The sequence below is a fragment of the Marinomonas sp. FW-1 genome (assembly GCF_005222245.1).
In the GTDB taxonomy this organism is placed as follows: domain Bacteria; phylum Pseudomonadota; class Gammaproteobacteria; order Pseudomonadales; family Marinomonadaceae; genus Marinomonas; species Marinomonas alcarazii.
Genome location: NZ_CP025987.1, coordinates 1,229,327 through 1,251,237 on the forward strand (window position 1 = coordinate 1,229,327; position 21,911 = coordinate 1,251,237).

General features: G+C 43.4%; 20 protein-coding genes. 13 read left to right on the top strand and 7 right to left on the bottom strand.

Features of this window, described 5'->3' with window-relative positions; translation table 11 throughout:
- The first annotated feature begins 189 nt into the window (after window positions 1-189).
- The 3 genes from C1X04_RS05835 to C1X04_RS05845 all read left to right on the top strand — a co-directional run bounded on the left by C1X04_RS05835 (window position 190) and on the right by C1X04_RS05845 (window position 4,243).
- Window positions 190-855, top strand: a complete 666-nt coding sequence (locus C1X04_RS05835) for a hypothetical protein (protein WP_137169419.1) — start codon at window positions 190-192, stop codon at window positions 853-855.
- Between the two features lie 226 nt (window positions 856-1,081).
- Window positions 1,082-2,932 carry an arylsulfatase gene (locus C1X04_RS05840; protein ID WP_137169420.1) on the top strand — a complete coding sequence of 617 codons (1,851 nt, stop codon included), beginning with the start codon at window positions 1,082-1,084 and terminating at the stop codon, window positions 2,930-2,932.
- Window positions 2,933-3,007: 75 nt separating this feature from the next.
- Entirely contained in the window at window positions 3,008-4,243 is a 1,236-nt protein-coding gene (locus C1X04_RS05845; protein WP_217494998.1) for an anaerobic sulfatase maturase, read from the top strand.
- Between the two features lie 87 nt (window positions 4,244-4,330).
- Here C1X04_RS05845 and C1X04_RS05850 read toward each other — a convergent pair whose 3' ends face one another.
- From C1X04_RS05850 to C1X04_RS05860, 3 genes are read right to left on the bottom strand one after another with little or no spacing between them, the layout of a single operon-like run.
- The gene (locus C1X04_RS05850; protein WP_110571607.1) at window positions 4,331-5,206 is read right to left on the bottom strand and encodes a carbon-nitrogen hydrolase family protein; all 876 of its coding nucleotides are present in this window, start codon (window positions 5,204-5,206) and stop codon (window positions 4,331-4,333) included.
- Window positions 5,207-5,221: 15 nt separating this feature from the next.
- Window positions 5,222-5,812, bottom strand: a complete 591-nt coding sequence (locus tag C1X04_RS05855; RefSeq protein ID WP_110571608.1) for a GNAT family N-acetyltransferase — start codon at window positions 5,810-5,812, stop codon at window positions 5,222-5,224.
- Between the two features lie 46 nt (window positions 5,813-5,858).
- A complete protein-coding gene (locus tag C1X04_RS05860) occupies window positions 5,859-6,266 on the bottom strand; it encodes a ketosteroid isomerase-related protein (protein WP_110571609.1) in 408 nt (135 codons plus the stop codon).
- 241 nt (window positions 6,267-6,507) lie between these two features.
- On the opposite strand from C1X04_RS05860, the gene C1X04_RS05865 reads away from it, so the two are divergent.
- Complete coding sequence (locus tag C1X04_RS05865; protein ID WP_110571610.1) at window positions 6,508-7,398, top strand: pirin family protein; 891 nt, start codon at window positions 6,508-6,510, stop codon at window positions 7,396-7,398.
- Between the two features lie 33 nt (window positions 7,399-7,431).
- Window positions 7,432-7,830 carry an OsmC family protein gene (locus C1X04_RS05870; RefSeq protein ID WP_137169421.1) on the top strand — a complete coding sequence of 133 codons (399 nt, stop codon included), beginning with the start codon at window positions 7,432-7,434 and terminating at the stop codon, window positions 7,828-7,830.
- Window positions 7,831-7,875: 45 nt separating this feature from the next.
- Here the strand turns inward: C1X04_RS05870 and C1X04_RS05875 are convergent, their stop codons facing one another.
- Window positions 7,876-8,703 carry a zinc-dependent peptidase gene (locus C1X04_RS05875; protein ID WP_254682342.1) on the bottom strand — a complete coding sequence of 276 codons (828 nt, stop codon included), beginning with the start codon at window positions 8,701-8,703 and terminating at the stop codon, window positions 7,876-7,878.
- Between the two features lie 225 nt (window positions 8,704-8,928).
- Here C1X04_RS05875 and C1X04_RS05880 point away from each other — a divergent pair, with 225 nt between their 5' ends.
- Window positions 8,929-10,536, top strand: a complete 1,608-nt coding sequence (locus C1X04_RS05880) for a glucan biosynthesis protein G (RefSeq protein WP_254682343.1) — start codon at window positions 8,929-8,931, stop codon at window positions 10,534-10,536.
- A gap of 2 nt (window positions 10,537-10,538) precedes the next feature.
- Complete coding sequence (mdoH, locus tag C1X04_RS05885; RefSeq protein WP_245926907.1) at window positions 10,539-12,692, top strand: glucans biosynthesis glucosyltransferase MdoH; 2,154 nt, start codon at window positions 10,539-10,541, stop codon at window positions 12,690-12,692.
- A gap of 98 nt (window positions 12,693-12,790) precedes the next feature.
- Here the strand turns inward: mdoH and C1X04_RS05890 are convergent, their stop codons facing one another.
- Window positions 12,791-13,216, bottom strand: a complete 426-nt coding sequence (locus C1X04_RS05890; RefSeq protein ID WP_137169422.1) for a VF530 family DNA-binding protein — start codon at window positions 13,214-13,216, stop codon at window positions 12,791-12,793.
- Window positions 13,217-13,442: 226 nt separating this feature from the next.
- On the opposite strand from C1X04_RS05890, the gene C1X04_RS05895 reads away from it, so the two are divergent.
- Window positions 13,443-14,969 (top strand): NAD(P)H-hydrate dehydratase, encoded by a 1,527-nt coding sequence (locus tag C1X04_RS05895; protein ID WP_217494999.1) that lies wholly within the window; start codon window positions 13,443-13,445, stop codon window positions 14,967-14,969.
- Between the two features lie 119 nt (window positions 14,970-15,088).
- Here the strand turns inward: C1X04_RS05895 and fdhA are convergent, their stop codons facing one another.
- Both fdhA and C1X04_RS05905 read right to left on the bottom strand, forming a co-directional pair.
- Window positions 15,089-16,282 (bottom strand): formaldehyde dehydrogenase, glutathione-independent, encoded by a 1,194-nt coding sequence (gene fdhA, locus C1X04_RS05900; protein ID WP_110571613.1) that lies wholly within the window; start codon window positions 16,280-16,282, stop codon window positions 15,089-15,091.
- A 228-nt stretch (window positions 16,283-16,510) separates the two neighbouring features.
- A complete protein-coding gene (locus tag C1X04_RS05905) occupies window positions 16,511-17,425 on the bottom strand; it encodes a LysR family transcriptional regulator (RefSeq protein WP_110571614.1) in 915 nt (304 codons plus the stop codon).
- Between the two features lie 214 nt (window positions 17,426-17,639).
- On the opposite strand from C1X04_RS05905, the gene C1X04_RS18430 reads away from it, so the two are divergent.
- The 5 genes from C1X04_RS18430 to C1X04_RS05925 all read left to right on the top strand — a co-directional run bounded on the left by C1X04_RS18430 (window position 17,640) and on the right by C1X04_RS05925 (window position 21,880).
- On the top strand, window positions 17,640-17,789 hold the full coding sequence (locus C1X04_RS18430) for a hypothetical protein (protein WP_175404906.1): 150 nt from the start codon (window positions 17,640-17,642) through the stop codon (window positions 17,787-17,789).
- A gap of 141 nt (window positions 17,790-17,930) precedes the next feature.
- Window positions 17,931-19,088 (top strand): S9 family peptidase, encoded by a 1,158-nt coding sequence (locus C1X04_RS05910; protein WP_110571615.1) that lies wholly within the window; start codon window positions 17,931-17,933, stop codon window positions 19,086-19,088.
- A 21-nt stretch (window positions 19,089-19,109) separates the two neighbouring features.
- The gene (locus C1X04_RS05915) at window positions 19,110-20,063 is read left to right on the top strand and encodes a VOC family protein (protein WP_110571616.1); all 954 of its coding nucleotides are present in this window, start codon (window positions 19,110-19,112) and stop codon (window positions 20,061-20,063) included.
- Window positions 20,064-20,307: 244 nt separating this feature from the next.
- Window positions 20,308-21,462 (top strand): MFS transporter, encoded by a 1,155-nt coding sequence (locus tag C1X04_RS05920; protein ID WP_137169423.1) that lies wholly within the window; start codon window positions 20,308-20,310, stop codon window positions 21,460-21,462.
- A gap of 43 nt (window positions 21,463-21,505) precedes the next feature.
- Window positions 21,506-21,880, top strand: coding sequence for a Rieske 2Fe-2S domain-containing protein (locus C1X04_RS05925; protein WP_110571618.1), 375 nt, complete (start codon window positions 21,506-21,508; stop codon window positions 21,878-21,880).
- Window positions 21,881-21,911: the final 31 nt, after the last annotated feature.

Sequence of the window (21,911 nt, forward strand, 5' to 3'; positions counted from 1 at the left end):
AAAATATAACGATTAAGGTGTTTTTTCTGTAGATCTCTTGTGATGGTATAAATCTATTTTTTACGAGTCAAAGTAACGAAAACACCCATACCTCCTTAATGAGGAGAGATTGGGCGCCACAAAAGGTCAGTATTTCTTTTACTATTTTTGTTATCCTGCTTTTCATGGAAATCATTTATAGGATGTAAGATGCTTGGTCGAGTTACTTTGCTTGTTTTTCTATCGTTATTCAGCCGAATTTTATTCGCTGAAGTGCTTGTCTTCCCAGAAATCGATGGTGCTATTTTTCCTCAGTTAAGCCGAGAGGAAATGGCGTTGATGGAAAGGGAAGACTTGAAAAAGTTAAGTGCGGATAATTTGCATACTGCCTCTGGGATCTCTTCCTTTATCCAGTTAGTCACTGGCGAAAAAGTGAAAGCACCACACATAACAATCGCTTTTACTAAGCAGGATTATATCGATAATATTTTGAGTCTTGATAGGTGGCTGCTAAAGAACATTGATAAGTCCAATGACGCGAGAGCGGTTTCTTTGGTTAAAAAAGACCCTGTTCGAATAATGATTTCCGATATTGTTGTTTCTGAGGGAGGAGCCTCTTGTGAAGCTCGACCTATTACTGAGACTTTGTACGTTGGCGACGTACACAAATTTGAAGTGGGTTGTGAGTTAGACCGAAAACGAGACAACGTTCTACAGGCCAGTTTTCTATTGAGTTATTCTGCTAATTATTCTTTTCGCACGATAGGTCGTCAATTACAGGCTATTGATATTTTTGCTAGTGAGCCTCGGTCTTTCCTGCATACATTCGAAGGCAATACTTCCGTTAAAATGAAGGTTACCTATAAGCCAATATGACTTTTGAGTGAGAGGTTTTTTTTATGGCTTCTAGAGAAGGACAAGACATTGTGCGGGGAGAAGGTTCGAAACCTACATGGCTTGATTAAAGGGCATCGAGCCTTACTTTTGTTATCATTCGATATCATGAATGCATGAGTTCAATATTAAGGTCTTGATCAATATCAACTTACTGATAGTTTAGTAATTAATAAAAATAACACACAGCTAGTCAGTGGATGTATCTATGATTGATCGCTTGCACGAGAAAGGCGTTAGTGCCTTGTCAAAATTCAAAGTTCCTCACTTATCTCTTGGTGTCGTTGCTGCTTCGCTATTAAGTGCATCAGCAATGGCCCAAACAGAGACCACTTATAATACGGCTCATTCAAACGACGAGACTCGCCCTAATATTCTATTGATTATGGCAGATGATTTGGGGTATTCCGATTTAAGTGCCTATGGCAGTGAAATACACACTCCAAATATTGATGCGTTAGCGACTCAGGGGCGTATTTTAACCAATTTCCACACTTCGGCGGTATGTTCGCCTACTCGAGCAAGTCTGATGACAGGCGTTGATCATCATTTAGCGGGTATCGGTAATATGGGGGAAGTAGTTGGCATAAATATCATTAAAGATAATCCGATTACTGCACCTTGGGGGAAATCTAATACTTATGATTTTGATAACATTCCAGAAGGATATCGTGGTCATTTAAGTGAGAAGACTGTCACAATGCCAGAGTTGTTATCCGATGCTGGTTATCATACTTATATGGTTGGAAAGTGGCATTTGGCATACGATGTTAAGGCGCCAGATAAAGATCATAAAACTTGGTACAGAATAAATAAAAGCGCTTTGCCATATGCGCGTGGGTTTGATAAATCATTTATATTGGTAAATGGAGGAGGATCGCATTTTGCTCCATCTAGTCCACCGACACCGCTAGACATCACTATGTATGCGGAAGATGATCGAGTGTTTCCATCTAAAATGCTGCCTAAAGATTTCTATTCTACAGAGTTTTATACCAATAAATTAATAAGCTACATAGATTCAAACTTGAAAGACGGTAGGCCTTTTTTTGCTTATGCTGCTTATACGGCACCCCATTGGCCATTACAGGCACCTCAAGCAGATATTGACGCACAAAAAGGGCGCTACGATGCAGGTTACGATGTTATCAAGCAGCAGCGTTTGGCTAGAATGAAACGCCTTGGTCTAATTGACAATGTAATGTTACCGGCTAAAGAGTCTCTTGGTGAAAAACATTGGAATGAGTTGAATGCCGAAGAAAAGTTAATAGAAGCTAAATCCATGGAGATTTACGCTGCGATGGTAAGTAATTTAGACCGACATGTTGGTCGGTTGGTTTCGCATTTGAAGGAAATAGGTGAGTATGACAATACTATTATTGCCTTTATGTCAGACAACGGTGCTGAGGGGGCAGCGGCGTTTATGCCTCGAATTCCTGGAACTAAGGTAGATAACTCATTAGAGAATATGGGTAAACCCGGCTCTGTTGTCGCTTATGGCTCTCGTTGGGCTGAGGTGGGTTCTGCACCTTTCCGTTTGTTTAAAGGTTTTACTGGGGCAGAAGGAGGAACTGCCTCTCCACTAATAATTAAGCTGAATGCCCAGAAAGAACAAAGGCCGACATCGTCTGCTCGTGTTCAAGTAACGGATATGCTGCCTACCTTTTTGGAAGCGGCGGGCGTTGAGATGCCTAAATCAACTTATCAAGGTAAAGCTATTTATTCCCCAGAAGGCGTTTCTTTGCTAACAGCTTTACAGCAACCTCAAGCTTTTTCAATAGTTCACCCTGAAGGAACTGTTTTGGCGGATGAGTTGATGGGGGCAAGTTATGTTGTTCGTGATAATTGGAAGTTGAGTCAGCAAGCCACGATGAGTAAAACGCCAGTATTTAGGAAAGATGTACCTTGGGCACTTTACGATTTGTCGAAAGATCGTGGTGAAACTCTGGATTTATCGGCCCAACACCCAGAGCTTGTACGAGAGCTGAAAGGTGAGTTTGAAGAGTATATTCGACAAAATAATGTTATTGAGCATGCAGCGTCCTACAGTGGTCGATAAGTTCTGAAGTGACGACTGATGCAGTATTTAAGCTTATAGCTGCTTCAGTCGTATGTTTTTATTGAAGGCGGTGTTATGAATCAGATTGTAGATCGAATTAATCACTTTGGGGTGATGGCTAAGCCAAGTGGCTCGGTCTGTAATATTGACTGTACTTATTGCTTCTATCTGGAAAAAGAGAACCTTTATCCAGATAGAAAAAAACAGTGGCGTATGAATGATACGACATTGGAAAATTACATTCGTGATCAGATACAGTCACAAAAAGGTGATGTTATTGAGTTTGTTTGGCAGGGAGGTGAGCCTACTCTTCTGGGCTTAGACTTCTTCCGTCAGGCTGTGACCTTTCAAGAGCAGTATAAAGGACGGAAAACGGTTACTAATGCTTTACAAACTAATGCTACTTTGCTGGATAAGGAATGGGCTTTATTTTTCAACAAGCATCATTTTTTAATTGGAGTTTCTATAGATGGTGATCGCATAAGTAATGACACTTATCGCCTTTCCCGAAAGGGCAAGAGTACCTTCGATGATACGCTAAAAGGGGTTGAGCTGCTGAAAAAGCATAACGTGGATTTTAATACGTTAACCGTGGTCAATGCTGAAAATGTGAGACGTCCCTTAAATGTCTATGCTTTCTTAAAGCGTATAGGCAGTCAATATATGCAATTCATTCCATTGGTTGAACGTAAAGCCATTGTGCCTGATCGCGACGGTTTGATATTAATACAGCCTACTTTTGAAGGTGAATCAAATCTTGCTGAATGGTCAGTTCAAGCAAAAGCATACGGTAAATTCTTGAATACTATTTTTGATTATTGGATTCAAAACGATTTAGGAAAAGTTTTTGTGATGAATTTTGAGCAAACCATGAGCCAATTAGTTGGTCGGCCTGGTTCGTGTGTTTTTAATGAAACGTGTGGTAGCAGTGTCGCAATGGAATCTAATGGGGATGTTTATTCCTGTGATCATTACGTATACCCAGAGCATAAGCTGGGCAACATTAATGAAACCTCTTTGATTGATTTAGTTAATTTGCCGCAAAATCGTAAGTTTGGTCAAGATAAACGAGATAACATTAGTGTTGATTGTTTGCAGTGTGAGGTGCGTTCTGTATGTCATGGTGGGTGTCCAAAACATCGGTTTGAACCATCCAGTGACGGTTTGTTAAATCGCAATTATCTATGTGATGGGTTTAAATCGCATTTTTCTCATGCTGTACCAAAAATGTTGGAAACCATGAGATTATTGAATCATCAGTTGCCCATGAAAAAAGTTAAGCAAGAGATAAAGGGAAGATTTTATTCATAGCATAAAACGGTCCGAAAGGTCTTTTTTCTTTCTACTTAGTAGTGTATCGAGTAGAAAGAAAAAATCCAAAAAACAAGCATATAGGTGTCATTCTATACTAGTTAATTTGAATTGTTTGGGCCAATCGCGGTAGTTAAATACTTGGCCTTCTTTACGAATGCGGGCGATTTCGGATAGGTCTACAGTGGCGTACACCCAGCCTGCTTCGTTATCTTTGCCTTCTGCCAAAATGCCATTATCAGGAAAGCCATAATCCACTGGAGTGTAAATACTGGCGCGTCCTGTATTGACGTCTACCGCTTCTGACCAAGGCGCGTTGCCAATGGTTGGGGATTGCACCACGTAGCATTGGTTTTCTAAAGCGCGGGCTTGGCAGCCAATGCGCACTCGGTGAAAGCCTGCTTGAGTATCGGTGCAACTTGGCACCAATAGTAAATCAGCGCCTGCTGCGACTTGTCGATTAGCGATCATGGGAAATTCTGAGTCGTAGCATATATGAATGCCGATTCGACCAAGGTCAGTATCAATGACTTTAATCTCTTTGCCACCACTGATGTGCCATTGTTCATTTTCAAAACGCGTCATCATTAGTTTATCTTGATAATCAATCAGGCTTTTAGGACCAAATAGGTTCGCGCGATTTAGAAAACGTCCGTCTTGTTGTTCTGTTGGGAAGCTGCTGGCAAGAATCAATACATTGTGACGCTTTGCCAGTTCAGTATGTAGATCATGCCATTTAGCCAATAAAGTTTGCATGGCATGAAGCTGTTTCTGCAAGTCACTATAAACGGCTTTGCCAAACAGCGAGGCCAATTCCATGCTGCCGTATTCTGGGAAGACCAAAAGTTTAGCGTCTTGCTGAGCGGCATTGGTTACCCAGCGGTCTAGTTTTTCAGCAAACTCTTCCCATTGTGTGAAAAAGCCAATGTCGTATTGTGCCGTCGCCAGTTTAAATGCGCTCATATTATGTTATCTCGCTCATAGCAAGGACTTCATCCAAAAGGTCATGGGTTTAAGGGATTCTTCTTGTTCGCCAATTTCTTTCCAACTGAAATGAGTCGCGAGCTCTGGGCGCTTTTCATATCCACGATTACGCCAGAATTGATCCAGCGGTTGGTAATCAGCGGGGCGTGATGGGTGATCGTCTGGACGTTGTACGCCACAGAAGCAGGCGTACTTTATGCCTTCAAGGTTTTTAGCATGCTCTTCGCGATGATCGAAGAAGGCCACACCGGCACCTTGGCCGCGATACTCAGGTAAAAGTACCGATTCACCACAATAGAAAATGTCATCAAGGTTGTAACCGGCGTTGATAAAGGGCTGTGTTACTTCGTCGGTTTCATGGCGTAGTGGCAAACCGGTTGAAGCTCCAACAATTTTATTGCCATCAAAAGCCAAGACGATCACGCTATTGGGCGCTTCAATATAGGTTTGAAGGTAGCGTGCTTCGTAGTGTGTATCGCCATCATAAAGATAGGGGAAGTCACGGAACACGCGCATACGTAGTTGAGCCAGTTCATCAATGTACTGGTTCAAGGAAGGGCCAGATAAACGTTGGAATGTCAGCATAAGGGGGCGCTCTACGGTTTATCAGTTATTCATCAGTAAGCGTATTTTACGCGGATACTTGTGCGATCCAGTCTTCTAAGTTGTAGTAATTCGTGACGCGTGCCACTTTACCGTCGCGAATATCGAAGAAAGCGCCAGCCGGTAGTGTATAAGTTTGGCCGTTTGCTTCTGGCAAACCTTCGTCGGTGGCGATGTATTCACCCAATACCGTAAACTCAACCGCAGCACGATCGCCCGCAGGGTTGGACATAACAACGATATCAGTAATGGTTTCCTTGTAGTTTGTGTTCATGCGCTCCATGAAACGAGCAAAGGTTGCTTTGCCTACTTCGCGGTTGCCTTGGTTGATATCGTGAATGACATCCTCGGTTAGCAAAGACAGAAAGGTGTCCATGTCTTGAGCATTGAAAGCATCGTAGTATGCGTGCAGTAGTTCAACGGTAGTCTGACTCATGGCAAAGGCTCCTAAACATAAAAAAAGCAAAGGCAGAATGTTAATTATTTACGGAGCGTCGAGAAAGGTTTTTTTAAGGGATTAGCAAAAACAAGCAATTGCCTGTCGTCTGTGTAGGTTATTGTCGGTGATAAGCAACTGAGTGGTGTAGTTTGCTGATTAAAAAGTGACACTAAGGTGTATAAATCTGACTGCTTCGGGTAATGTTTTAGTGGAACGATGACTTGAGCAGGAAAATGATATGAGCATAGAGAAATCAAACGACGGTGTTTGTGAAGCGATTGAGACTATTATCAAGCCGCGAGAAAAGGACCTTGGTGAGTTTTCGGTAAGACGGACGTTGCCAACAACACAGCGTAAAACGGTTGGTCCATGGATTTTCTTTGATCATATGGGGCCAGCGAATTTTTCGGCGGGTTCCGGTGTTAATGTTCGCCCACATCCACACATCAATTTAGCAACAGTGACTTACCTGTTTGAAGGGGAGATATTACATCGAGACTCTTTGGGTAGTTACGCCACGATTACGCCAGGCGATATCAATTTAATGGTGGCTGGCAAAGGCATTACTCACTCGGAACGAGAACGCCCTGAGGTGAAGAATGTTCCTCATACATTGCATGGTTTGCAGTTATGGCTGGCTTTGCCTGAGAAAGATGAAGAAATCGAGCCAGCTTTTTATCATTACCCTGCGGCCAGTATCCCTTCTATAACAGTTGAAGGTGTACCGATTAGGGTTCTAATGGGAAGCGCTTATGGAGTGACGTCGCCTGTAAAAACCTATGCTGAAACCTTGTATGTCGAAGCGCACATGCAAGCGGGACAACGTTTAACCTTACCGAATACAGAAGAACGCGCCATTTATGTGGTGAAGGGCGGTTTAAAAATAAAAGAAACTGTGATCCCTGAGTTTTCCATGGTGATCTTGTCCGCCGCTGATGAGGTGGTTATTGACGCTACAGCGGGTTCGAGAATCGCATTTATTGGCGGTGAAAAAATAGGTAAGCGCTTTATCGAATGGAATTTTATTTCCAGTCGTAAAGAGCGTGTAGAACAGGCGAAACGAGACTGGCAGGCAGGGGTGTTTCCAAAAGTTATTGGCGATGAGGACGAGTTTATTCCGTTACCATAAAAACATGTTTAACCATTTTATCGAGGGAATACCATGACGATTCATTTAGAAAAAAATGAGACTGGTCGTTACCGACAAACGATTCGTATAGACCAGCACAGTATTTTTTCCGATGCCGCTGTTGCCTTGGGTGGAGAGGATAGCGCACCAGACCCTCATGATTTTTATGATGCTTCATTAGCAGCATGCAAAGCGATGACTTTGCTGATGTATGCCCAACGAAAAAAAATAGCATTAACCAGTGTGGATATCGATATTGAGCGAGATAACAGTCGTGAAGGCAAAGGTATTTATGTGCTTAATGTCAGCCTTACATTAAACGGTGATTTAACCGATGAGCAGCGTCAAAGCTTAGGGGTTATTGCAGATAAATGTCCTATTCATAAATTGATGACGTCAGTTAGTACGGAAATTAATACCCTAGTCCGTTAGTAAATGTCTGATTCTATGCCCGTTTTAAGTTTGGATTTGTGAGTTTTAACGAGCTGGATCTTGGCGATAAAATTGGCACAGTAATCTGTAGACATCGGGCATTTCTTTTTTCATCATTTTAGGGGCTTCAAAAAAGGTCTCACTGCATACCGCGAAAAACTCGGCTGGATTGGTGAGAGCATATTCGTCTAGAGGTAGGTGTTTATGATGTTGCCAGTCATTTTGAAGGCGCTGGAATGCTTCGGATAATATGCCGTGCCATTCTCCAGGTTTCATATCTGGGTGCATTGGCGGTGTGACATTGGCGCCATCTCGAAGCATGTCTAGCTTGTGGGCAAATTCATGAATGACCACATTACTGGCTTTGCCGTGACGGGCATGATCGCCTGTTTCTAGAATAGACTTCCACGACAAAATCAGTGGACCCCTCAGCCATGCCTCACCGCTTAATCCTCGACCTTCTGTATGTACGACACCATCTTCACTTTGATAAGGATGGTTGGCGATAAAGTCACTTTCGTACAAAATGATGGTTTTGCAGTGGTCGTACCAATCTAAGCCGAGATGTAAAATGGGCACGCATGACATGGTGGCAAGCCTCAGGCACATGGCTTCAGTGAATTGAAATTCGGCACCAGGAATGACACCTTTACGAGCAAGGAAATGAAAACTCATCTCTCGAAGTGTGTCACGTTCTGTGCCTTGATAACGATCCATAACTGGCCAGTCAGCAATGGCGGATTCCCATTGTTCTACAGTAAATCCCATTGCTTTGATTCGCCTGTTTTCACACCAATTTTTTAGTTTTTTGAACATGGTTTTATCTCTACTGGATTCGAAAGTTTTTGTAATATGTTGTTCAATAACAGTCATGTAAGTGTCTTTTTATCACTCTTTAATGGGGCTAAAAGCTATTTTTAGTGATCATGAATAACAATAAACTTCCTTAGGCACAATCTATCCTTAATTCTTATGAATTCCTCCGACTTTGCTGGCTTAATCTCTTGTGAGTTTACTTATATCATAAGTGTCAAATTTATGACGTCATCCTTATGTTGAGGATTGGTTGAATCCAATTAGGCAACGAGAGAGCTTCTTTTGAAATTATTTTATCCTTCTTTATCTAATATGCGCGCCAATTCATTTTGGCTAATAAAACGATCTTTATTAACGTCTCTATTAATCAATTTAATAGGGTATGCACAAGCAGAAGAATCTGATGTGAAGGTAGACTCTGTTCCTGTGGCTAAAAACGTTCAATTAGAGCAAGAGTCAAAAGGGTATGCTTTTTCAAATCAAACGGTGATCGATCTGGCGAAAGAGTTGGCTCAATCTCCAATGAAGCCAGCCGAGAAGGCACCGCAGACCTTGACTGATATGAATTATTCTACTTACCGACAAATTAACTTTCAGCAGAACCAAGCGGTATGGGGAAACACGCCAACGAAATTTTCAGTCCAGCTATTTGCTCCAGGCTTTATTTTTAAAGATTTAGTATCTATTGATGTCGTTGAAAACGGTCGTGCTTTTCCATTGAGCGTATCGTCAGATTCTTTTACTACACCGAATGCTGAAATAAGTAAGCTTATTTCGCAGGTGGGGAAATACGCTGGTTTACGTTTGCATTACCCGATAAATGCCGCCGATATGAATGATGAATTTATTGTCTTTCAAGGAGCGAGTTATTTTCGAGCTATATCCAAAGGGCAATCCTATGGTTTGTCGGCGCGTGGTTTAGCAGTGGATGTGGCTGAGCCTAAGGGCGAAGAGTTCCCTATGTTTAAACAGTTTTGGATTGAGCGCCCATCGTCTAGTCAGGATGCCATTGTTGTTCATGCATTACTGGACAGCAAAAGTGTTACAGGCGCTTATCGATTTGGTATTTACCCAGGAAAGCCGACTCGTGTTGATGTGAAAGCGACCCTGTTTCCACGAGTAGACCTAAAGAATGTGGGCGTCGCACCACTGACTTCTATGTTTATGTACAACAACTCGCTTGATGGTCCAGAGACTCCAGATTACCGTCCTGCCGTTCATGACTCCGAAGGTCTGCAAATCTTAACGGGTAAAGGCGAAATGGTTTGGCGTCCATTAAACAATCCTAAATCATTGCAAGTCAGTGCTTTCAGTGATGATTCTCCAAAAGGCTTTGGATTGATCCAGCGTCATCGTAGATTTGAGGACTATCAAGATCTAGAGGCCAGCTATCATACACGTCCTTCTGCTTGGATTAAGCCTCTGAATGACTGGGGTAAAGGCCATGTCGCGTTAGTTGAAATTCCTTCAAACGCAGAAACAAATGACAATATTGTTGCCTACTGGCAACCTGAAAAGGGTTTGAAGAAAGGTGAATCTTATACTTATAAGTATTTAATGACTTGGTCTAATGACACACCTGTTGCAATGGATTCTCCTCGAATCGTTCGCAGTGCTAAAGGGGTGAAGTTGTTCAAAACGAATCCTGAAGTGGTGATCGATTTTAATAAGATGTCGGATGTAAATGTCGATGATCTTACGGTCGATGCCAGCATAAGTAATGGGAAAATTCTTGAAACCATTTTGGTCAAGAACCCACACAATAACGGTGTTCGCGTGTATGTATCTTTCGACCCTGAAGATGCTGCTTTGTCAGAATTGAGAGTCCAGCTGAAACAAGATGATGTCGCTGTTGCGCCGACTTGGTTATATCGTTGGATAAAGGAATAATTATGTTGTTAAAGGACAGTGTTGCTAAACAAGCATTGCCAAAGGTATCCCCTTTGACGATGCCGCGTCATACCGTTAACGAAGAATCTAAAGCTCGTAAAAATAGATTGCAGAGCTTTGCAGTTACGACATTTTTTTCTCGTTTGTTTGTATTAATTGGCACGGTCGGTTTGTCTTGGTATGGGGCAACCGAGATGTACGATGTGTTAAATACCAATGCCATTGCGGGTTTGCAGTGGGCTTTTTTAGTTTTATTTTGTATCAACTTTACGTGGATTTCATTTGCATTTTCACAGGCGACACTTGGGTTGATCTTCCAGATTTGGCCCTTTTCTAAAGCTCGTAAAGAGCAAGATGTTGATGGCGTTACGGCTATCTTGTTGCCAGTATATAACGAAGACCCTTTACGCATTCGAGCGAATATTCAAGCAATGCATGAAGACTTGGTCAAACAAGCACCGGGCAAATTTGCGTTCTTTATTTTAAGTGATACTAATAGAGCGGATGCTTGGATTGCTGAGGAACAAGCGTTTCGTCCGCTGCTAAATGACGATGACTCGGCGTGTCCTATCTATTACCGTCGTCGTTACAATAATGCTGAACGAAAAGCAGGTAACATTGCAGAATGGGTGACAGGTTACGGTGGCGATTATGAATGCATGATTGTACTGGACGCCGACAGTTTGATGGGAGCGGATTGTTTGATTTCACTTACTCGTCGTATGGCAGCTGAGCCAGGGGTAGGTCTGATTCAAACTTTGCCAACCATTATCCGTGCGAACACTCTGTATAGTCGTATTCAGCAATTTGCTAACCATTGTTTCGGTCCCATTTATGCGTCTGGCTTAGCGGCGTGGCATGGTTATTCTTCTAACTTTTGGGGACATAATGCCATTATCCGTACCAAGGCCTTTGCTGATGCCTGCGGTTTGCCGGTATTAGAAGGTAAGGCACCTTTTGGTGGTCATGTAATGAGCCATGACTTTATGGAAGCCGCGCTGTTACGCCGTGCAGGTTGGGGTGTGCGTTTTGATACGGATTTAAAAGCGTCATACGAAGAAGCGCCGCCATCGCTGGTGGATGTGATTGTTCGAGATCGTCGCTGGTGTCAGGGTAACTTGCAACATAAGGCGTTTGTCTTTGCTAAAGGCTTTCATTTTGCCACACGTTTGCATTTAATCTCTGGGATCATGTCTTATCTTAGTGCTGTTTTCTGGCTGCTGTTAATCGTTGTTGGTTTTGCTTTGGCAGTTCAGGCGTACTTTGTTCGCCCTGAGTATTTTGCCAATCCATCACTGTTTCCGACTTGGCCAGTATTTGACTTCGAAAAAGCGCGCTCATTATTTGTTTTGTCGATGGCGTTGGTGTTAGCGCCTAAAGTCTATGGTTGGTTGGCTGCTATGTTGAACTTCCGCCGCTGCATGCAATTTGGTGGGCCAATCTTGCTGACATTGAGTACGTTGGTAGAGACCATTTTGTCAGCGTTGTATGCGCCTATTCTGATGTTGTCTCAGTTCCAAGTTGTATACGACGTGTTTAAAGGTCGCGACAGTGGTTGGAAACCACAATCCCGTGATGATGGCGCTACTTCATGGAAAGTCGCAGCACGTGCTCACTGTAGCCATACTTTGCTAGGTATTGGTTTAGCGGGCGGTGCTTTGTTCTTAAGTAAAGAGCTGTTTTATTGGTCTTTGCCTATCAGCTTCGGTCTGATTCTATCTATTCCATTGTCATGGCTAAGTGGTGGCGCTAAGCGTGGTAACGTGATTCATTACTTAGGGTTGATGCGTGCGCCAGAAGAAAAACGTCCGCACCCCATTATTACTATGCAGAGCCGCTACGACGAAGCGCAAAGCGAACTTAACTTTGATAGTGCTTCCTCTTCTTTGAAGCGTTTGTCATCTGATGCTGCGTTGTTTTATTGGCACCTTGCTCAAATGCCAGAAGATGAGCCAAATAAAGAGTTTTGTCGTGATTGGATTTGCGCGGAATGGCAGATTATCAACAGCGATAATATTCAAAGCCTTCTTGATCATCTTAACGAAAAAGAATGCCTTGCCATCTTGCAACACCGAGAGCTTATGGCGGCAATGGAAAAATATTTGCCAGAAAATAAGCAGCTTAATGAGCAGACAGAAGAGTTTGTGTTGGCTTAGTTTTATTATTATGTTTGTTTAACCTTGATGTAATGAAAAAAGGGGAATTCACTTAACAGGAATTCCCCTTTTTTTATGTGTTTATGTTAGTTACGTGGCTAGCTTCTAGAATAACCACCGGGGTTGTTGCTCCGATAGTTTCGGGTTTTACCATGCTCAGCCGCTTTCTTTGCCTGCTTTTCTCGTACGCGTTCTGCATCTTCAAAACTCAATTCAGCTGGCTCACGGGGTGTCTGGCCTTCTGGAATGATACGTTTCCGCGGTGGCAGTTCAAACTGCTCCGATGACACACGTGGTAAGTTTTTAAATTTATACAGATAGAAAACTTCTACTTTCTCCCGTGCCCATTCAGTCTTCTTGAGAAATTTCACGCTGGATTCAATGCTGGGGTTAGTTTTGAAGCAGTTGATATTCAAGTAAGCGTACAGGATCTCAAAACCGTAGTGATCAACTAGTTGGGTGAGCAGTTCTTGTAAACCCAAACCGTGTAGTGGATTGTTTTCATAGTTGATCTCGTCGTTCATAAGAGTGTCCGGTAATAAGTCGAATAATTGAAAAGGCATTATAAAGCGTCATCATACCTGTGACGGCTTAGACAATATACTAAAGGCTGTCTTTGCCGTTGTAGAAATGCTTATAAGTGCCCAGACCTGATGGTTTTCATAAATGCCTTTAAAGTGAACGCGATATTCAGACATAACTGTTAATATTAGTGATATAAAAGGCTTAGTTATCAATAGGTGGGAGGTAATGGATCACATGGATAAGCAGCATCCCCAAATACTTCTAACGGCAAGTGAAATGGGTGAGGCCGATAAAGCGGCGGTTCAGGCCGGAGTGCCTGCTATGGAACTGATGGCTGCGGCTGGCAAAGCAGTGGCCGATGCTGTGCTTGAACGATGGTCCAGATGTCGAGTGTTAGTGCTCTGTGGACCAGGCAACAACGGTGGTGATGGTTTTGTTGTTGCTCAATTTTTGCTCTCTGCTGGGTGGCCTGTGCGGCTGGCGTTTTGGGGTTCTGTTGAAAAATTATCCGCTGAAGCGGCGTATTTTTACCAAGCCTGGCAGGGTGAGATAGAAGCGTTTGCAACGGATTTGTTAGATCAAACCGATTTGGTGATCGACGCTATGTTTGGGGCGGGTTTAACTCGGTCTCTGGAGGGTAAACCTCGCGATATGGTGGATGCCATTATCAAGCGTAAAATGCCTGTGTGTGCGATTGATGTTCCTAGTGGCGTTGATGGTACAACAGGTGCGGCATTTGGATTGGTTGCACCAGCAGAGTTAACGGTAACTTTCTTTCGTAAAAAGCCTGGTCATTTGTTGTTCCCTGGCCGTGGTTTGTGCGGCAAGCTTGTTGTTGCTGATATCGGCATTCCCGCTCCGGTATTGGACGAGTTGAACCTTCATACTTGGGAGAATAGTCCTGAGCTTTGGTATCGAGAGTACCCTTGGCCTCGCTTAGATGGACACAAATTTCATCGTGGACACGCTGTTGTGTTTGGCGGTGAAAATATGACAGGAGCGAGTCGTCTAACGGCCCGTGCCGCTATGAGAATGGGTGCAGGCCTAGTTACGCTGGCTGTGCCAATTAAAGTGTGGGCAATATATGCCACAGCGATGACTAGTGTGATGGTGACTAAGTTAGAGCAGAGTCAGGAAGCGGAAGACTTTGAAGAGTTATTACTCGATCCGCGTCACAATGCCATTATTGTCGGGCCCGGTGCAGGTTTGGCTGGATTCGAGCGAATACGTACGCGCAAAATTGTTCTGGCGGCGCTGGCGACGAACCGTCCTACTGTGTTAGATGCGGATGGTTTAAGTGCTTTTGCAGATGACCCTAAAATACTTTTCGAAGCGATTAATGGGCCCTGTGTTATGACGCCTCATGAAGGTGAGTTTGCTCGACTGTTCCCCGATATTAATGAAGAGCACGCTGGAGATAAATTAAGGCGAGCTCGGCTTGCTGCCAAATTAAGTGCTGCTGTCGTGATATTGAAAGGTGCGGATACAGTGATCGCTTCTCCTGATGGTCGAGCTATTATTAATTCCAATGCGCCTGCGGATCTGGCAACGGGCGGGTCAGGCGATGTTTTAGCTGGGTTTATAGTCGGATTGTTAGCGCAAGGTTTTGAACCATTTTATGCCGCAGCAGCGGCCGTTTGGATGCATGGTGAAGTGGCTTGTGAGGTTGGTGCTGGATTGATTGCCGAGGATTTACCTGATCATCTCCCCAAAGTTCTAACGGCATTCAAAAAGCAATATTACACTGACTAAGCGATGAGTATTCATCCATTATCGAATTAAAACGAAAAAGGCCTTGCCCTAATAACGTTTTTTAAACGTTTATGGGGCAAGGCCTTTTTAGAATCTAGTGTTCTAGATTGGTGGCTGAATTAGCTCACCATTTTGTGTGGGTCGATAACGAATTTCTTCGCTGCGCCACCATCGAAATCAGCGTAACCTTGTGGTGCTTGATCAAGTGAAATCATTTGTACGTTAACTGCTTTAGCAATGTCGATTTTATCGAACAAGATCGCTTGCATTAGCTGTCTGTGGTACTTCATTACAGGACATTGACCGGTGTGGAAAGAATGAGATTTCGCCCAGCCAAGACCAAAGCGCATGCTTAGGCTACCTTGTTTTGCGGCCTCATCAGTTGCACCTGGATCTTCCGTCACGTACAAACCTGGGATACCAATTTGTCCACCAGCACGCGTCATCTGCATCGCAGAGTTCAATACAACGGCAGGGGATTCTTGATGGTGGTTACACCCACAAGCATGTGCTTCAAAGCCTACGCAATCGACAAATGCGTCCACTTCACGATCACCAAGAATGGCTTCGATTTTATCTTGCATATCGCCTTCTTGAGTAAGGTCGATAGTTTCGCAACCGAAAGAACGAGCCTGGTTAAGGCGATCTTCCACCATGTCACCAACGATGACACAAGCCGCGCCAAGTAGGTGAGCGGATGCCGCTGCAGCTAGACCAACAGGGCCTGCACCAGCGATATAAACAGTAGAGCCTGGACCTACGCCTGCCGTAATACAGCCGTGGAAACCAGTAGGAAGAATGTCAGAAAGCAGTGTTAGATCTTGAATTTTTTCCAGTGCTTGATCGGCATCAGGGAATTTCAACAAGTTAAAGTCAGCGTATGGCACCATTACGTAATCAGCTTGACCACCAACCCAGCCACCCATGTCTACATAACCATAAGCTGCACCAGGGCGAGCAGGGTTAACATTTAAACAGATGCCTGTTTTACCTTCTTTACAGTTGCGGCAGCGGCCACATGCAATGTTGAAAGGAACAGAAACTAGGTCACCAACTTTGATGAATTCTACATCGCGGCCACATTCGATAACTTGGCCCGTGATTTCATGGCCTAGAACCAAACCACTCGGTGCAGTTGTACGGCCACGTACCATGTGTTGATCACTACCACAAATGTTTGTGGTGACAACTTTTAGGATAACACCGTGATCGCATCGGCGATTGCCAATAGCCAGCTCTGGGAAGGGTATAGCGTCCACTTTGACTGTGCCATTACCTTGGTAAATAACACCGCGATTTGCATGATTACTCATAACGACATCCTTTGTTTGAAGTTGTTTTTGTTTTTGTTTCTATGTCTGGTTATTTTGTCACCAGACATAAAAAGGATAGTTCCTTATGCGACATAAAGGCGTTCTGAAAACGACGGAAGCGCAATACTTCCTTATTTTGTTCCTAGTATGAACAAGATCCCATAGATAAATATCAATTAACACATCGAGCATCCTTGCAGCTGCCACAGATAGGGGGATGTTTAAAAATCACTCATTATCCATGTTGATCGCGGCTTGCTTTAATGTGTTTCTAAGCCAAATCAAGCCTTCATCGTTGTTACGATATTGATGCCATTGCATGCACTGTTGCATTGGAGGAACAGCAAAGGGCAGAGGTAGAATTTTCAGTGGCCATACTTTAGCCATTTTTTTGGCTAGTCTTGCATGTATGGTGGCAATATTTTCTGATCCAATTACCAAGGCTGGTAGAGACGCAAAACTGAATGTTGTCGCGATCAGACGTCGTTTTATGCCATATTTTTGCGCGAAAATCGTCTCAAAGAAATCTTTTTTAATGCCTGCAGGGCGCATCAAAACATGACCCGCTTCTGCGTATTTTTCTATGCTTAATTCACCTTGTGCAATCTGGCTATGAGCCCAAACGACACAGACAAACTCCTCCTCATAAAGGACTTCACTCGGATGTTCTGTAGACATGAAATCAGACGGGATAATAAGTAAGTCGGCTTTGCCTTGTTCGAGTTGAGCGTGTGGGTTATCGACTTGTGCTAAAAACTGAAAGCGTGCGCTGCTTTTTTCTTTACCGACAATTTCTAAGGCATGAGGGACAAGTACTGTTTGAGTGTAGTCCGAGCAAAAGAAACTAAAAATACGGTCTGTAGCTTGGGCATTGAAGCTGGGTTGAACCAAGATTGTGCTTTCAATGTTATTTAAAGCATTACGAACTTGAACCTTTAAATTTTCTCCCAACGGCGTAATGACCATTTTACGTCCAATCTGGGTTAACAAATCATCCTGAAAATATTCTCGTAAACGTGACAAGGAATTACTAAGAGCCGATGGGCTCATATTGAGCTTTTCCGCTCCTCTAGTAATGCTTTGCTCTATCAACAATGTATCCAGCGCAACTAATAAATTTAAATCCAGTTTCTTAAAACGCATGAGTTACCCCTATTAAATTATTTTTATTATTTTAGACCCTCATATAGCTGCTTTTGTTAGCCTGAGTGATGCTCACAATTTTGTGAACAGGTCTTAAGTGATTATTCGATGATATCGAATGGTTGATTTAGTTTAAAGGGTTTTTCTGAAAGGTTGCACTCATTTACATTGTTTCTGTTCTCAGGATAAAAATAAACTAAATGAGGAAAAATCAATGTCTGCACTTCATTCCATCCAGTATCGAGATGTCGATGCTTTTCAATCTATCGGCATGAATTTCCCAATACGATTCAAAGTGTTTCGGTTTCACATGGCTGCTTCTCTTGACGCTTTATCACCCGAAATTTGTGATTACCTGATTTAGGTAAACAGCCCTTCATTTATTTTTTGCAGCCGAGTGTTGATAACGACCTCGTGAATTTTTGTCCTTAGATATCTGTTTTTACAAAGATTATTTAAACAATAAACCTTAGCCGGCTGGCTTATAGAACAATTTGGAGAACTTATGTTTCGTTATTTCCCTACCAATTATCCATGGGATCTTTCTATCAATCTTGCGCTAGAAATGGGCGCACGGATTGGTGAAATTGAAGAAATGTGTGCACCACTGCAAGAAGCAGCAAAAGCGAAAGATGCGGCTGGCTCTAAAGCTTTCCGTGAAAGCTGGGAGCGCATGGCGGACAAATTGTGTGAGCTAGCAAAAGAGGATGAGGCACGTGGCCGCCTGATCTCTGCTGGCGACAAATACGGTCGCGCAGCAACCTATTACTCAACAGCAGAACGTCTTCAGGGTCACGGTTCAGAAGGACGTATGGCGTTATATCAACGTTTTTTAGAGGTGTTTAACCTTGGGCTGAAATTGGCTAATGAAAATTGTGAACGCGTTGAGATTCCATATGAAGGCAAGCACCTTTCTGCTTTATATGTACGAGCTGAAGGTGTGCAAGGTAAAGCGCCAGTGCTTGTACAAGTGAATGGCTTGGACTCCACAAAAGAAATGAAATACCGCGTTGGATTGCCCCGCTGGTTAGCGCAACGTGGTGTGTCGTCTTTGATCGTTGATCAACCAGGTACAGGTGAGGCGATCCGTCTACAAGGTTTTACGGCTCGTTATGACAGCGAACATTGGGCTAGCCGAGTAGTAGATTGGTTAGAAACTCGCGAAGAAATTGATGCAAAACGAATTGGTATGGAAGGTGTGTCACTAGGTGGCTATTACTGTCCTCGTGCGGTGGCATTTGAGCCAAGGTTTGCTTGTGGTGTGGTCTGGGGGGCGAACCATGACTGGCGAGATGTACAAAAACGTCGTTTAGAAAAAGAAGGCAGTTTTCCTGTCCCTCATTATTGGGAGCACGTTCGCTGGGTTTGGGGTGCCAAAGACATGGATGAGTTTATGGAGATCGCTGAGAAGGTTCATTTAGATGGTGTACTGGATCGTATCAAGGTGCCATTCCTTGTCACTCACGGTGAAAAAGACTCACAAATTCCATTGAAATGGGCGCACCGTACGTATGAGCAATTGGTTAACAGCCCGAATCGCGAATTGAAAATTTTTACTGAACGTGAAGGTGGTGTTCAGCATTCGAGTTTTGATAATTCTGCTAATGCGGGGGCGTATATCGCTGATTGGGTTGCAGAAACACTTCATGGTCATACGGCCTAAGCCTTTTAAGGGAGAATAATAATGAAAATAATAGGTTTAGAAACCATTGTTTTTGGCGTTGAAGACATTGCTGCTTGTTCAATATTTTTAACGGATTATGGCTTGTTCCCAGTGGACGTAACGGAAACTGGTGGACGTTTTGAAGCGTTGGATGGCACTGCGGTTGTATTGGCGCATGCGTCAGATGACAGCCTCCCAGCCAGTATCGGTAATGGTTGTATGATGCGTAAAACGGTTATGGGGGTTGCCGATGTCGAGACTATTCAAGCGATTACTGAAGAATTAAGCAAAGACCGCGAGGTCAAAACCTTAGCAGATGGTTCAATCGAATCTACGGATGACTCTGGTTTTGTTATTGGTTTCCAAGTAACAAAACGCAAGACGATCAATCTTGCAGGAGAGATTTCTAACGTTCCAGGGTCGCCTTTCCAGCGCCCAGTTAATCACAGAGCAGTCGATGTTGACGCTGAGCAGATTCGCCCACGTACTTTGTCTCATATTGTGTATTTTGTGCCGGACCCAGTGAAGGCTGAGGCGTTTTATGTGGAGCGTTTGGGCTTTCGTTGTACCGATCGATTTGAAGGCGTGGGTCCATTTCTACAACCAGCAGGAACACTTGATCATCACACTCATTTCCTTATTGGTGCGCCACCATTTATGCAAGGTGTTGAGCATTTCACTTTCCATTTTGGTGGACCAACAGAAGTGATGCAAAACGGTTCTCGCTTTATTGAAAAAGGCTATCAAGCCTTTTGGGGGCCTGGTCGTCATATCTTAGGGTCAAATTGGTTTTGGTATTTTAATAGTCCTTTTGCTTGCCATATTGAAATGGATGCAGACATGGATTTGCATGATAAAAATTGGGAGCCTCGTGTTTCTCCAATGGGAGCGGATGCATCACAGGCTTTCTTACTGCGATACAGAAATAAATGGTCTCCGGGCAAAGATACGACTGAAAACGGTGATTATGAATAGAATCTTTGCTGTCTAAAGTCATGGCAGCCAAGTGTTCTTGAATGCTAAAAAAAAGCGCATTTTGGGGTGTTTGCAGAAGATAACTAGCACCCTAAAGTGTTGCCAACAAAGCGGTTTAAGCCGCTCCCACGATATAAAAATAAGCAAAGTGGATGGTAAAAAATATGTTGAAAATTTATTTAGTAAAAAGGATTTGCATCCTAGCGAATCGACGAGAACTAGCCTCTTTCGTTGGAGGTGTAAAATGAGCCAACGTTTTGGTGTTAAAGGTAATATTGCATTAATGGTTTCCCATTGCGCTGGGATGTTGGATCTTGTCGCATTGCCTTTATGGATTGGTATTTTGGTAGCGACGTATCGTTTTGATACTCAGCAAGCTGGCGGTCTAGTGACCTTGTTCTTGTGTGGTGCTGTGTGTGCCAGTGTTTTAATTGCCCCTCGCTTTAAAAAGGTCAATCGTCGGTTAGTGGCAAGCGTTGGCTTTTTGATCTCAGGCTTATGTTTCTTTGCGGCGTCTCAAACTTCAGAATATTTTCAATTGGCGCTATTGCATCTTGTTGCCGGTTTAAGTGCGAGTGCCGCGCTGAGCATGGCTCATGGAACTTTCGCTCGTGGTGAAAACCCTCATCGTTTGTTTGCGATTGCTGGTTTTACCTTAGGCATATTAGGTTTTGTGTTTATGGGTGCCACACCAAACATAACCAAAGCGGCGGGTGGTGAAGCCTTGTTTCTTATTTTTGGCGGCATTATGACCATCGCAGCTGTGGTGTGTGCGTTGGCCTTTCCCTCCGTCGTATTGGATAAGGATGAAGGCGTAAAAGCCAAAGAAGTCATTCCGCCCAGTGTTTGGTTCGGGATCGTAGGCATCAGTTTAATGGCAGTCACTCAAGCCATGGCCTTCAGCTTTATGGAGCGAGTTGGTAACGAGCGCGGTTTTGATACCGATTCTATTACCTTGGTTTTGGTCGCTCTTGCTTTGATTAATATTGTTGCAGCGGCGCTGGCGGGTATTTTTCAAAAACGTTTTTCCACTAAGTTTGTTTTGTTTGCTGGTCCTGTTCTACAAATTGTCTTATCAAATATCATGATGAACAGCAGTGGCTTCATCTTATATGCGGTATCAGCGTCCTGCTTTGTTTCCTTGATGATTTTTACTCATACCTTTGTGTTTGGCTTATTGGCTCGCTTAGATACCTCTGGCCGAGCCATGGCAGCAACGCCTGCGATGTTGATGATTGGTGCAGCGATCGGTCCTGTCCTTGGTGGGACGATAGTGAAATTTTTTGGCTACCACGGCATTGGTATTGCGGCGTTAGTCTTCGGCTTGATTTCCCTATTTTGTTTTATCAATGTTTTCCGAACTCGTGCTTTGATTGCTAAGGCTGAATCTGTGTCATGAGTAGGCTAATCGATTCTATTGATTTAAAGATGGATAACACAATATGGCTGAACTAAATAAAAAGCTGAATGAAAATATGTACCTTTGCCACATTGATGATATCGAAGAGGGGGCGTCGAAAGGGTTTTTAAGCGATGAATCGGGAAGCGATTTGTTCTTTATTGTTAAACAAGAAGGGCAATTGTTTGGTTGGCGTAATGCTTGTCCTCATGTTGATGGTGCGCCAATGGCGTGGCGAAAAGACGCTTACATGAATTCTCAGCACACCTTTATTAGTTGCCATGCGCATGGGGCGTTATTTGAGCCAAATACAGGCTTATGTGTCCAAGGTCCTTGTCTTGGCAAGAGCTTAAAACCGGTTCCTGTTTATGTAAATCAAGCGGGAAAAGTCTCTATTTTATTAACGGATATCCGCTAATTATTAGTAATAAAAAAATAAGAAGGAGTAG

Excerpts from the sequence above, each read along its gene's own strand:
- mdoH (WP_245926907.1), top strand. The coding sequence starts at position 10,539 with ATGTTGTTAAAGGACAGTGTTGCTAAACAAGCATTGCCAAAGGTATCC.
- C1X04_RS05860 (WP_110571609.1), bottom strand. The coding sequence starts at position 6,266 with ATGAGTCAGACTACCGTTGAACTACTGCACGCATACTACGATGCTTTC.
- C1X04_RS05875 (WP_254682342.1), bottom strand. The coding sequence starts at position 8,703 with ATGACTGTTATTGAACAACATATTACAAAAACTTTCGAATCCAGTAGA.
- C1X04_RS05925 (WP_110571618.1), top strand. The coding sequence starts at position 21,506 with ATGGCTGAACTAAATAAAAAGCTGAATGAAAATATGTACCTTTGCCAC.
- C1X04_RS05905 (WP_110571614.1), bottom strand. The coding sequence starts at position 17,425 with ATGCGTTTTAAGAAACTGGATTTAAATTTATTAGTTGCGCTGGATACA.
- C1X04_RS05855 (WP_110571608.1), bottom strand. The coding sequence starts at position 5,812 with ATGCTGACATTCCAACGTTTATCTGGCCCTTCCTTGAACCAGTACATT.
- C1X04_RS05910 (WP_110571615.1), top strand. The coding sequence starts at position 17,931 with ATGTTTCGTTATTTCCCTACCAATTATCCATGGGATCTTTCTATCAAT.
- C1X04_RS05890 (WP_137169422.1), bottom strand. The coding sequence starts at position 13,216 with ATGAACGACGAGATCAACTATGAAAACAATCCACTACACGGTTTGGGT.
- C1X04_RS05920 (WP_137169423.1), top strand. The coding sequence starts at position 20,308 with ATGAGCCAACGTTTTGGTGTTAAAGGTAATATTGCATTAATGGTTTCC.
- C1X04_RS05845 (WP_217494998.1), top strand. The coding sequence starts at position 3,008 with ATGAATCAGATTGTAGATCGAATTAATCACTTTGGGGTGATGGCTAAG.
- C1X04_RS18430 (WP_175404906.1), top strand. The coding sequence starts at position 17,640 with ATGTCTGCACTTCATTCCATCCAGTATCGAGATGTCGATGCTTTTCAA.
- C1X04_RS05840 (WP_137169420.1), top strand. The coding sequence starts at position 1,082 with ATGATTGATCGCTTGCACGAGAAAGGCGTTAGTGCCTTGTCAAAATTC.
- C1X04_RS05835 (WP_137169419.1), top strand. The coding sequence starts at position 190 with ATGCTTGGTCGAGTTACTTTGCTTGTTTTTCTATCGTTATTCAGCCGA.
- C1X04_RS05870 (WP_137169421.1), top strand. The coding sequence starts at position 7,432 with ATGACGATTCATTTAGAAAAAAATGAGACTGGTCGTTACCGACAAACG.
- fdhA (WP_110571613.1), bottom strand. The coding sequence starts at position 16,282 with ATGAGTAATCATGCAAATCGCGGTGTTATTTACCAAGGTAATGGCACA.
- C1X04_RS05865 (WP_110571610.1), top strand. The coding sequence starts at position 6,508 with ATGAGCATAGAGAAATCAAACGACGGTGTTTGTGAAGCGATTGAGACT.
- C1X04_RS05895 (WP_217494999.1), top strand. The coding sequence starts at position 13,443 with ATGGATCACATGGATAAGCAGCATCCCCAAATACTTCTAACGGCAAGT.
- C1X04_RS05850 (WP_110571607.1), bottom strand. The coding sequence starts at position 5,206 with ATGAGCGCATTTAAACTGGCGACGGCACAATACGACATTGGCTTTTTC.
- C1X04_RS05915 (WP_110571616.1), top strand. The coding sequence starts at position 19,110 with ATGAAAATAATAGGTTTAGAAACCATTGTTTTTGGCGTTGAAGACATT.